The following is an 11,720-nucleotide window of genomic DNA, read 5'->3' as shown; positions in this document are numbered from 1 at the left end:
TTTATGCCGGCTACATGACTTGAACACGCGACCCTCTGATTACAAATCAGATGCTCTACCAACTGAGCTAAGCCGGCTAACTTTTCTAATGCGGGTGAAGGGACTTGAACCCCCACGCCGTTAAGCGCCAGATCCTAAATCTGGTGCGTCTGCCAATTCCGCCACACCCGCATATATGACCCGTACTGGGCTCGAACCAGTGACCCATTGATTAAAAGTCAATTGCTCTACCAACTGAGCTAACGAGTCTCAAATATTTCTACTTGACGGTCCCGACGGGAATCGAACCCGCGATCTTCGCCGTGACAGGGCGACGTGATAACCGCTACACCACGGGACCTATGGGAGTTAACGGGATCGAACCGCTGACCCTCTGCTTGTAAGGCAGATGCTCTCCCAGCTGAGCTAAACTCCCTATGCGCTAAGCGACTACCATATCTAACAGGGGGCAACCCCCAACTACATCAGGCGTACTAGGGCTTAACTTCTGTGTTCGGCATGGGAACAGGTGTATCTCCTAGGCTATCGTCACTTAACTCTGAGTATTCTCAACTCAAAATTGAATATCTATACTGTATCAAGAAACCAAATCGTTGTCAATATGTCTCAGTTACTTTCTTTGGATAAGTCCTCGAGCTATTAGTATTAGTCCGCTACATGTGTCACCACACTTCCACTTCTAACCTATCAACCTGATCATCTCTCAGGGCTCTTACTGATATAAAATCATGGGAAATCTCATCTTGAGGTGGGCTTCACACTTAGATGCTTTCAGCGTTTATCCCTTCCCTACATAGCTACCCAGCGATGCTCTTGGCAGAACAACTGGTACACCAGCGGTAAGTCCACTCTGGTCCTCTCGTACTAGGAGCAGATCCTCTCAAATTTCCTACGCCCGCGACGGATAGGGACCGAACTGTCTCACGACGTTCTGAACCCAGCTCGCGTGCCGCTTTAATGGGCGAACAGCCCAACCCTTGGGACCGACTACAGCCCCAGGATGCGACGAGCCGACATCGAGGTGCCAAACCTCCCCGTCGATGTGAACTCTTGGGGGAGATAAGCCTGTTATCCCCAGGGTAGCTTTTATCCGTTGAGCGATGGCCCTTCCATGCGGAACCACCGGATCACTAAGCCCGACTTTCGTCCCTGCTCGAGTTGTAGCTCTCGCAGTCAAGCTCCCTTATACCTTTACACTCTGCGAATGATTTCCAACCATTCTGAGGGAACCTTTGGGCGCCTCCGTTACCTTTTAGGAGGCGACCGCCCCAGTCAAACTGCCCGTCAGACACTGTCTCCGATAGGGATAACCTATCTGGGTTAGAGTAGCCATAACACAAGGGTAGTATCCCAACAACGCCTCACTCGAAACTGGCGTCCCGAGGTCATAGGCTCCTACCTATCCTGTACATGTGGTACAGATACTCAATATCAAACTGCAGTAAAGCTCCATGGGGTCTTTCCGTCCTGTCGCGGGTAACCTGCATCTTCACAGGTACTAAAATTTCACCGAGTCTCTCGTTGAGACAGTGCCCAAATCATTACGCCTTTCGTGCGGGTCGGAACTTACCCGACAAGGAATTTCGCTACCTTAGGACCGTTATAGTTACGGCCGCCGTTTACTGGGGCTTCAATTCATACCTTCGCTATTGCTAAGCACTCCTCTTAACCTTCCAGCACCGGGCAGGCGTCACCCCCTATACATCATCTTACGATTTAGCAGAGAGCTGTGTTTTTGATAAACAGTTGCTTGGGCCTATTCACTGCGGCTGACCATAAGTCAGCGCCCCTTCTCCCGAAGTTACGGGGCCATTTTGCCGAGTTCCTTAACGAGAGTTCTCTCGCTCACCTGAGGCTACTCGCCTCGACTACCTGTGTCGGTTTGCGGTACGGGTAGAGTATAATTAACGCTAGAAGCTTTTCTCGGCAGTGTGACATCACTAACTTCGCTACTAAACTTCGCTCCCCATCACAGCTCAATGTTATAGATATAAGCATTTGACTCATATCACACCTCACTGCTTGGCCAGACACTTCCAATCGTCTGGTTTAGTTAGCCTACTGCGTCCCTCCATCACTATATACTCTAGTACAGGAATATCAACCTGTTGTCCATCGGATACACCTTTCGGTCTCTCCTTAGGTCCCGACTAACCCAGGGCGGACGAGCCTTCCCCTGGAAACCTTAGTCTTACGGTGGACAGGATTCTCACCTGTCTTTCGCTACTCATACCGGCATTCTCACTTCTATGCGCTCCAGCACTCCTCACGGTACACCTTCTTCGCACATAGAACGCTCTCCTACCATACCTATAAAGGTATCCACAGCTTCGGTAATATGTTTTAGCCCCGGTACATTTTCGGCGCAGGGTCACTCGACTAGTGAGCTATTACGCACTCTTTGAATGAATAGCTGCTTCTAAGCTAACATCCTAGTTGTCTGTGCAACCCCACATCCTTTTCCACTTAACATATATTTTGGGACCTTAGCTGGTGGTCTGGGCTGTTTCCCTTTCGACTACGGATCTTAGCACTCGCAGTCTGACTGCCGATTATATCTCGTTGGCATTCGGAGTTTATCTGAGATTGGTAATCCGGGATGGACCCCTCACCCAAACAGTGCTCTACCTCCAAGAGACTTAACATCGACGCTAGCCCTAAAGCTATTTCGGAGAGAACCAGCTATCTCCAAGTTCGTTTGGAATTTCTCCGCTACCCACAAGTCATCCAAGCACTTTTCAACGTGCCCTGGTTCGGTCCTCCAGTGAGTTTTACCTCACCTTCAACCTGCTCATGGGTAGGTCACATGGTTTCGGGTCTACGACATGATACTAATGCGCCCTATTAAGACTCGGTTTCCCTACGGCTCCGTCTCTTCAACTTAACCTCGCATCATATCGTAACTCGCCGGTTCATTCTACAAAAGGCACGCTCTCACCCATTAACGGGCTCGAACTTGTTGTAGGCACACGGTTTCAGGTTCTATTTCACTCCCCTCCCGGGGTGCTTTTCACCTTTCCCTCACGGTACTGGTTCACTATCGGTCACTAGAGAGTATTTAGGGTTGGGAGATGGTCCTCCCAGATTCCGACGAGATTTCTCGTGTCTCGCCGTACTCAGGATACTGCTAGGTATAAAGACTATTTCGAATACGAGGCTATTACTCTCTTTGGCCTACCTTCCCAGGTAGTTCTTCTATAATCTTTAAGTCCACGTTGCAGTCCTACAACCCCGAAGAGTAAACTCTTCGGTTTGCCCTCTTGCCGTTTCGCTCGCCGCTACTAAGGCAATCGCTTTTGCTTTCTCTTCCTGCAGCTACTTAGATGTTTCAGTTCACTGCGTCTTCCTCTACATTACCTTAACAGTAATGAGTGACAGGCATTACCTGCCGGGTTCCCCCATTCGGACATCTCTGGATCATTGCTCACTTACAGCTCCCCAAAGCATTTCGTCGTTAGTCACGTCCTTCATCGGCTTCTAGTGCCAAGGCATCCACCGTGCGCCCTTATTAACTTAACCTTATTTTGGTCTTTCGACCTAACTCATTAAATATTCACAGCGTTTCGGTTTATTTTCTTGTTACTATCTATATGTAATTAATTACATATGGAATTTGATATAGATATTCAATTTTCAATGGACAATACTTGAATCTTTCGATTCAATGGAGCCTAGCGGGATCGAACCGCTGACCTCCTGCGTGCAAAGCAGGCGCTCTCCCAGCTGAGCTAAGGCCCCACAAGACCTCTCAAAACTAAATAAGAAACTCAAGTACATTCCGTTTTTCCTTAGAAAGGAGGTGATCCAGCCGCACCTTCCGATACGGCTACCTTGTTACGACTTCACCCCAATCATCTATCCCACCTTAGGCGGCTGGCTCCAAAAGGTTACCTCACCGACTTCGGGTGTTACAAACTCTCGTGGTGTGACGGGCGGTGTGTACAAGGCCCGGGAACGTATTCACCGCGGCGTGCTGATCCGCGATTACTAGCGATTCCGACTTCATGTAGGCGAGTTGCAGCCTACAATCCGAACTGAGATTGGCTTTAAGAGATTAGCTTGCCGTCACCGACTCGCAACTCGTTGTACCAACCATTGTAGCACGTGTGTAGCCCAGGTCATAAGGGGCATGATGATTTGACGTCATCCCCACCTTCCTCCGGTTTATTACCGGCAGTCTCGCTAGAGTGCCCAACTGAATGATGGCAACTAACAATAGGGGTTGCGCTCGTTGCGGGACTTAACCCAACATCTCACGACACGAGCTGACGACAACCATGCACCACCTGTCACCGATGTACCGAAGTAACTTTCTATCTCTAGAAATAGCATCGGGATGTCAAGACCTGGTAAGGTTCTTCGCGTTGCTTCGAATTAAACCACATGCTCCACCGCTTGTGCGGGCCCCCGTCAATTCCTTTGAGTTTCAACCTTGCGGTCGTACTCCCCAGGCGGAGTGCTTAATGCGTTAGCTGCGGCACTGAATCCCGGAAAGGATCCAACACCTAGCACTCATCGTTTACGGCGTGGACTACCAGGGTATCTAATCCTGTTCGCTCCCCACGCTTTCGAGCCTCAGCGTCAGTTACAGACCAGAGAGCCGCTTTCGCCACCGGTGTTCCTCCATATATCTACGCATTTCACCGCTACACATGGAATTCCACTCTCCCCTTCTGCACTCAAGTTTGACAGTTTCCAAAGCGAACTATGGTTGAGCCACAGCCTTTAACTTCAGACTTATCAAACCGCCTGCGCTCGCTTTACGCCCAATAAATCCGGACAACGCTCGGGACCTACGTATTACCGCGGCTGCTGGCACGTAGTTAGCCGTCCCTTTCTGGTAAGCTACCGTCACAGTGTGAACTTTCCACTCTCACACTCGTTCTTGACTTACAACAGAGCTTTACGATCCGAAAACCTTCTTCACTCACGCGGCGTTGCTCGGTCAGGGTTGCCCCCATTGCCGAAGATTCCCTACTGCTGCCTCCCGTAGGAGTCTGGGCCGTGTCTCAGTCCCAGTGTGGCCGATCACCCTCTCAGGTCGGCTATGTATCGTCGCCTAGGTGAGCCGTTACCTCACCTACTAGCTAATACAACGCAGGTCCATCTTGTAGTGGAGCAATTGCCCCTTTCAAATAAATGACATGTGTCATCCATTGTTATGCGGTATTAGCTATCGTTTCCAATAGTTATCCCCCGCTACAAGGCAGGTTACCTACGCGTTACTCACCCGTTCGCAACTCATCCAAGAAGAGCAAGCTCCTCTCTTCAGCGTTCTACTTGCATGTATTAGGCACGCCGCCAGCGTTCGTCCTGAGCCAGGATCAAACTCTCATTAAAAATTTTAATAATTGTTCGAGCGTTAACTCATTACCGTCGTCTGACGATTTATTCTTGTAAATTGACAGGTTATAATTCTTCTATCATAACCCTGCACTTGGTTTCTTATTCAGTTCTCAAAGGTCTTTGTCTCTCTTAAGACAACTTCTATATTCTAGCAAATCTAGAATGCCTTGTCAACACTTTTTTTGAAGTTTTTTTCACTTCTCGTGTCTGCTGTCTCTCGCGAAACAGCTTATTTATAATATCATCTCTGACCTGTCTTGTCAATAATTTGCATTGATTTTAATTTTCTTTTTTTTATAATACTTTCTAATAGTACTTCTTCTCTCGATTTATCTAAAAAAAGAAGAGTAAAACTCCTTACTCTTCTTCATCTTTATTTTTATTTTCAATTCTTTCTTTGACTTCATCGTAAGATAGGGCATGATTATCTTCTTCTGAATCTCCAAGAGAATCCTCCGGCATCTTACCAGTCTCATAAATTGACTTGATTTGTGCAGCATCAAGTGTTTCATACTTAAGCAAAGCTTCTGCAATGAGTGCATGTGTTTCTCGGTTTGCATTGATAATTTCAGCTGCTTTGTCATGTGCTTCAACTAAAAGTGATCGAATTTCTTCGTCAATAAGTTGAGCTGTATGAGCTGAGTAAGACTTATCTGTCGTAAATTGTCCTGGATTCATCGCATGATTACCTTCATATTGGACTGGTCCAAGTTTTTCGCTCATACCATATTCAGTAACCATTGCACGTGCTAACTGTGTTGCTTGCTCAAAGTCATTTGAAGCGCCTGAGGTTTGAACGTTGAAAATAATTTCTTCTGCAACACGTCCACCCATAAGTCCTGCCAATTGTTCTTTTAGCTCATCTTTAGATGACAACATCTGATCCTCTTTTGGTAGAGAAATCATATAACCACCTGCGCGGCCTCGTGGAACAATAGTAACCTTGTGAACATCACGAGCGCTAGAAAGTGTTAAACCAACAATTGTATGACCTGCTTCATGGTAAGCCACAACTTTACGTTCGTGTTCTGAAACTTGGCGGTCTTTCTTAGATGGTCCAGCAATAACACGATCCTCTGCTTCGTCGATATCACTAGCATCAATTCTAGTCTTACTACGTCGTGCAGCAACTAGGGCTGCTTCATTCAAGACATTTTCTAAGTCAGCTCCAACAAAACCTGGAGTTTGTTGAGCAACAACTTTAAGGTCAACATCTTCAGCCAATGGTTTATTCTTGGCATGGACTTTCAAGATAGCTTCTCGGCCTTTTACATCTGGGCGACCAACAAGAACTTTACGGTCAAAACGTCCTGGACGTAGGAGGGCTGGATCAAGAACATCACTGCGGTTGGTTGCAGCAATGACAATGATATTCTCATTTCCATCAAAACCATCCATTTCTATCAACAGTTGGTTAAGGGTTTGTTCACGTTCGTCGTTACCGCCACCCATTCCAGTACCACGACGACGGCCAACCGCATCGATTTCATCAATAAAGATAATAGCACGTTCGGCCTTCTTAGCGTCTTCAAAAAGACTACGAACACGACTTGCTCCGACACCGACAAACATCTCTACGAAATCAGAACCTGAGATACTAAAGAAAGGAACATCTGCTTCACCAGCAACAGCTTTAGCAAGCAGAGTTTTACCTGTCCCTGGAGGGCCTTCAAGGAGAACACCCTTAGGGATACGTGCACCAAGTGCTTTATATTTACGTGGATTTTTGAGGAAATCTACGACTTCTACAAGTTCTTCTTTTTCTTCTTCTGCACCAGCCACATCTGTGAAACGAACTTTAATATTCTCTTTTGATTGAGTCTTAGCACGGTTGCGGCCAAAATTCATTGCACCGCGGTTACCACCTTGGTTCATCATGAAAAGGAAGAAAATAGCAATCCCAATCAAAGGTAGGTAACTAAAAAGATATGAAATCCAAGCACCACTTGAACTTTCACGTATCATTTTAACATTAACATCAGCTGCTTCTGATGCTGACTGCAATTTCTGCATGGTTGTTTCATTCTGCAGCACAGTCGATGTAAAGCTACGTGTCTCTGATGATGCACTACCTAAAAATGGTAGACTAAGATCAGTATCAACCTTTTCGGCCTTTTTGTAGCTACCTTTAACTTCAATGATACTACCGTCTGGCTGATAAGTGATAGATTTTACCTTACCATCTTCAATTTTCTTAACCAACTGTGTGTAAGACAATTGTTGACTTGGGCTTTGGCTTCCTCCTGCAAAGTATTGTACTCCGGTTACAACCGCAATAATAACTATGATGTAGAGAAAAGCGTTCCGTAAGAAGCCATTATTATTTTTATTATTCATAAATTAATTAGACCTTTACTTATTTTGTATAAATTTCTTCTTTTAGGACACCGACATAAGGGAGGTTACGGTATTTTTCATCATAGTCTAGTCCGAAACCAACGATAAATTCATTAGGAACATCGTAACATACGTAATCTGCCTCAATATCAACAACACGACCTTCTGGTTTATCAAAAAGAGTTGCGATTTTGACTGAATTGGCTTTACGGTACTTGAACATATCTCGAAGATAAAGGAGCGTACGACCTGTGTCAATGATATCTTCAATAAAGATGATGTCTCGTCCTTCAACATTAGTGTCAACATCTTTAAGAATCTTTACTTCACCACTGCTGACAGTTCCACCACCATAACTTGAAACGACCATAAAGTCCATCTCAATATGGGTATCGATATGTTTGATAAGTTCTGCCATAAATGGAACAGCACCTTTCAAAACACAGACTAGTAAAGGATTTTTCCCCGCATAATCCTCTGTCAATTGTTGTCCTAGTTCTTTAGTTTTAGCTACGATATCCTCTTGGGAAAAGAGGACTTTTTTAATGTCTTTTTCTAACATTTGGGTTCCCTTTCTCGAAGTCAATATTCTGTTATTATACCACTTTTACTTCAATCATCGTTATTTGAACATGGTATTTGATTAGAAATTCTTATAAATGACTACAGTGCCATAAAGTATAGCATTTTCAGGTCTTTTTTTCAAATAGAGACGCCCAGCAACATAAAGAAAAATAATCTGACCATCTTGTTCTCCTATAATGGCTTTTTGACGATCCTTCTCTAAAATCTTATTGTCTATAAACAGTCGTCTTAATTTTTTATGGTGACTACCAAGGTCAATCTTATCGCCTTCTTTTCTATGACGAATCAGTATTGGGGAATCTGACCAAATACTAATAGTATCTGAGTTAGAAACGTCATTGAATTCTGAAAAAGTCAAGGTGTAATCCTCAAACTCAACAGATTTTCCAAATTCTAAGAGACAAGGAGGGGATAAAGAGATAGCCTCTTCTTTCCTTATTAGGAAAGAAGTCTGTGTTTTTATTAGTTCGTAACCATTTTTTAGGGGTATCTTCCCTGAACCATTTTTTCTTAGATAACTTATCAATTGATTAAATTGGCCTTTAGAAAGCTGTAAATCAGGAAAGGTATCTAAATAGTTCTGAAAAAGAAAGAGCTGGACAGGATCTGACTGTTGCTGAAAAACAGATAAATCAGTGATAGTAATATCCTTTGTTAACTCCCCTAAAGCTTGCTTCATAAGACCAATCTCCTCGGCTAAAAGACAAAGGTGCTCCTTAAATTTAGGATTTTCCTGAGATAAGGTAGGAAGATAGGATAGTCTGATGCGATTCCGAAGATAGGCTAATGACGTATTACTCCTATCTTCAAAATGGAAAGTTACGGGAAGCTGATCTTTCGTAAGATGCAAAAAGGGACGAATAATCTGACCAGTGCCAAATGGTCTGATAGCTGAAATTCCTGTCAGGTGTCTTAAACGACTTCCTCTCAACAGTCTCATAAAAATCGTCTCTGCTTGATCATCTGCATGATGGGCTGTTACAAGAGCAGAGTAATCATAATCTTTCATGACCCGCTTAAAAAACTCATAGCGAAAGGTACGGGCAGCATTTTCTGAAAACTTTCCTGAGAAGGCACTATAGTGAAAAGGGACCTTATGTTCCTCTGCCCAATGACGTAAATACGCTTCTTCATGCTCCGACTCTTGTCGTTGTTTATGGTTAACGTGAGCAATCCCCAACTGAATATCCAAATCTTTTTGATGGTTATACAAAAAGTGCAGCAAACTCATAGAGTCTGCTCCACCTGATACTGCTACTAAAATTTTCTTGTGCTGGTTAAAATAACCCTTGGCTTGCATCATTTGCAACAATTTTTGTGTCATTATTTTAAAATTCCATAAACATCATCTGCAATTGAGGTGATTTTGTCATAGCCCTCTTTATCCGTAAAAATCGATAGAATAAAGGGAGAATCTGCATAAACAATAGCGACGTCATGTTTAAAGTCGTAGGCATCACCAATTTTATGAGCGACAGGCACATCAATGTTTTTGGAAATACGTTCGCCATCATAGTCCGTACTTGAAAGATAATTGATAATATCTCCATTTTGTCTATAAACAGCCTCCATCAAAGTACCTGCGGCTCTAGCAGTCAACTCCTTTTTATCCATATTCCACGAAGTCGCTGCGGCTTTATCTACTGATTTTTGGAAGGCCTTGTCATACTGATTGGTTACATAATAACCTAATATATTTGTCGCTACATTATCTGAGTTTTGGGCTACAGCCTTTAACAGATTTTCCAAGCTATAATTCTTATCATCAGGTATCTTACTAATCTTTCCAGAACCATCTGGATCATAGGCACCTGGAAAACCATTCACAGCTGCGGTATATTGATACTCATCTGATAATGATAATTTTTTTTGAGACAGACGTTCCTGTGCATAATAGAGTACTCCAAGCTTGGCTACGCTTGCTGCATACATGCTTTTTTCGTCATTGATAGCAGCTACTCGGTCCGTATCAAGCTGTTTAACATAAACTGAGATGCGCTCTTGATTGTTATACTTCTCATTAAGGACTTTTTGAACAGCCTCGATGCGATTGTCAGTCGTTGATAAATCAGAAGCGTTGATCCACCCCTCACCGTCTACCAAATAGTAGGTCCCTGCATGCGTCTGAGCTGCTTGGCTAACCTTAATGGGTTTAAAACTAGCGAGTTTGGAGTCAGCTTTTTCAGTTCCTAAAACGTAAGGTTCTTTGTATACCGTTAAACCATCTTTAGTCCATAAGGTCATATCTACTGGTTTTTCATTATAGATACTGTCGTCTACAATTGATTTCTGACTAGCGGCTACATAATCACCATCTTGAAGTTGGAAAACAGGCTCACCTTTAGCATTCCAAAAAATAGCAGAAATTGATAGTTTGGTATCCGCTTGGATACTGGTTTTAAATTCTGTTAAATCCTTGTTCTTATAAGTTAGGATAGTTGTTATCGTTCTTGGATTTTTAGGAATCTGTTTAAATTGAGCCAAACTAGCTGTAGTATTTTGAGTCAATTTTTGGACCTGTTTTTGGGTCAGAGTTAGCTCCTTCTCCATAGGAAGTAAGACTAGGGGGCTAGAAGATACAAGCACAACAGTTGCAGCTATTAAGAGCTTTTTCATGCTTGCTTCTTCACCTCCTCTTTCCTCGGTAATTCCATTTTAAGTTGCTGATTTTTTTCTGATAGTTCCTCTAACTTGGCTTCTGAATAGGTTAAAAAAGTTTCTACAGTTTTTAGTAAATCTTTCATTAGGGTAATAAGCTTGGTACAGGATAGATTGACTCTCCTTCACGTGAATAATAGTACTTAGCACGCGCATATTTCTCGGCGAAAGCATCATCCTTAAGTTTCTTAGCCAAATCCTTTCGTTCCTTTGTCTGATCCGACAATTTATCATAGTCTTTCTGAAGCGACAAGACTTCCTTCTCTTGCTGTTTGATATTCATATAGGTCTCAACCAGATTATAGGTTGGCAAGATAAAGAGTAAAACAACCACAAAAAGAATCCACCCCATAAAGCGATTCCTTTGTTCGTGTTCGGCACGCTCTAATCGTTGCTCTTGATTGGCATTATCAATGTAATCGTTCGTAAGCTGTACAATATTAGGCTTCTTGCTCATCTGCTTCAATCCTTGTTTCACTTATAATCTCGTACATTTTTGCCGCATCTTCTTTTTTAGTACTGTCTTTCATTTCTAAAACACGGACAGTTAAAAGTTTATTTCCAAAACGAACTTCCACTTGGTCACCAATTTTTAAATCTGTAGATGACTTAGCGAGTACTCCATTTACTTTTATACGTCCTTTATCAGCTACTTCTTTAGCAACTGGACGGCGTTTGATAATTCGTGATACTTTTAAATATTTGTCTAATCTCAATGTTACTGTTTCCTTTTCGTTAGGATATCTCTTCTATGATAGCATTTTTTTGAGAAAATAGGTGACTAAAGCCTTTTC

Annotated in this window: 7 protein-coding genes, 6 tRNA genes and 3 rRNA genes; all 16 read right to left on the bottom strand. The window is 43.4% G+C overall.

Annotation, left to right across the window (positions count from 1 at the left end; translation table 11 throughout):
* Window positions 1-4: 4 nt before the first annotated feature.
* Window positions 5-77 (bottom strand) — tRNA-Thr (locus tag ACT170_RS08340).
* 12 nt (window positions 78-89) lie between these two features.
* A tRNA-Leu gene (locus ACT170_RS08335) sits at window positions 90-171 on the bottom strand.
* A gap of 5 nt (window positions 172-176) precedes the next feature.
* Window positions 177-249 (bottom strand) — tRNA-Lys (locus ACT170_RS08330).
* A gap of 18 nt (window positions 250-267) precedes the next feature.
* Window positions 268-340, bottom strand: a tRNA-Asp gene (locus ACT170_RS08325).
* A 2-nt stretch (window positions 341-342) separates the two neighbouring features.
* Window positions 343-415 (bottom strand) — tRNA-Val (locus ACT170_RS08320).
* A gap of 5 nt (window positions 416-420) precedes the next feature.
* A 5S ribosomal RNA gene (rrf, locus tag ACT170_RS08315) occupies window positions 421-536 on the bottom strand.
* Between the two features lie 83 nt (window positions 537-619).
* Window positions 620-3,519, bottom strand: a 23S ribosomal RNA gene (locus tag ACT170_RS08310).
* 146 nt (window positions 3,520-3,665) lie between these two features.
* Window positions 3,666-3,738, bottom strand: a tRNA-Ala gene (locus tag ACT170_RS08305).
* A 54-nt stretch (window positions 3,739-3,792) separates the two neighbouring features.
* A 16S ribosomal RNA gene (locus ACT170_RS08300) occupies window positions 3,793-5,340 on the bottom strand.
* The 16S, 23S and 5S rRNA genes sit together here with 6 tRNA genes alongside, the layout of an rRNA operon.
* A 363-nt stretch (window positions 5,341-5,703) precedes the next feature.
* Window positions 5,704-7,683 (bottom strand): ATP-dependent zinc metalloprotease FtsH, encoded by a 1,980-nt coding sequence (ftsH, locus tag ACT170_RS08295; RefSeq protein WP_002883966.1) that lies wholly within the window; start codon window positions 7,681-7,683, stop codon window positions 5,704-5,706.
* Window positions 7,684-7,702: 19 nt separating this feature from the next.
* The gene (hpt, locus tag ACT170_RS08290; protein WP_002883962.1) at window positions 7,703-8,245 is read right to left on the bottom strand and encodes a hypoxanthine phosphoribosyltransferase; all 543 of its coding nucleotides are present in this window, start codon (window positions 8,243-8,245) and stop codon (window positions 7,703-7,705) included.
* An 81-nt stretch (window positions 8,246-8,326) separates the two neighbouring features.
* Window positions 8,327-9,592: a tRNA lysidine(34) synthetase TilS gene (gene tilS / locus ACT170_RS08285; RefSeq protein WP_021144774.1), complete on the bottom strand. Its 1,266-nt coding sequence runs from the start codon at window positions 9,590-9,592 to the stop codon at window positions 8,327-8,329.
* Window positions 9,592-10,884, bottom strand: a complete 1,293-nt coding sequence (locus ACT170_RS08280; RefSeq protein ID WP_021144773.1) for a serine hydrolase — start codon at window positions 10,882-10,884, stop codon at window positions 9,592-9,594. The genes tilS and ACT170_RS08280 overlap by 1 nt, the downstream gene beginning before the upstream one ends.
* The gene (locus ACT170_RS08275) at window positions 10,881-11,012 is read right to left on the bottom strand and encodes an SP_0009 family protein (RefSeq protein ID WP_021144772.1); all 132 of its coding nucleotides are present in this window, start codon (window positions 11,010-11,012) and stop codon (window positions 10,881-10,883) included. Before ACT170_RS08275 ends, ACT170_RS08280 begins: the two co-directional genes overlap by 4 nt.
* Window positions 11,012-11,383: an FtsB family cell division protein gene (locus ACT170_RS08270; protein WP_002886276.1), complete on the bottom strand. Its 372-nt coding sequence runs from the start codon at window positions 11,381-11,383 to the stop codon at window positions 11,012-11,014. Before ACT170_RS08270 ends, ACT170_RS08275 begins: the two co-directional genes overlap by 1 nt.
* Window positions 11,367-11,642, bottom strand: coding sequence for an RNA-binding S4 domain-containing protein (locus ACT170_RS08265; protein WP_002883975.1), 276 nt, complete (start codon window positions 11,640-11,642; stop codon window positions 11,367-11,369). Before ACT170_RS08265 ends, ACT170_RS08270 begins: the two co-directional genes overlap by 17 nt.
* Window positions 11,643-11,720: the final 78 nt, after the last annotated feature.

Origin of the sequence: Streptococcus sp. cx1 (assembly GCF_052384325.1) — a bacterium.
Lineage (GTDB): Bacteria > Bacillota > Bacilli > Lactobacillales > Streptococcaceae > Streptococcus > Streptococcus salivarius_G.
This window is presented reverse-complemented; position numbering and strand designations above follow the sequence as displayed.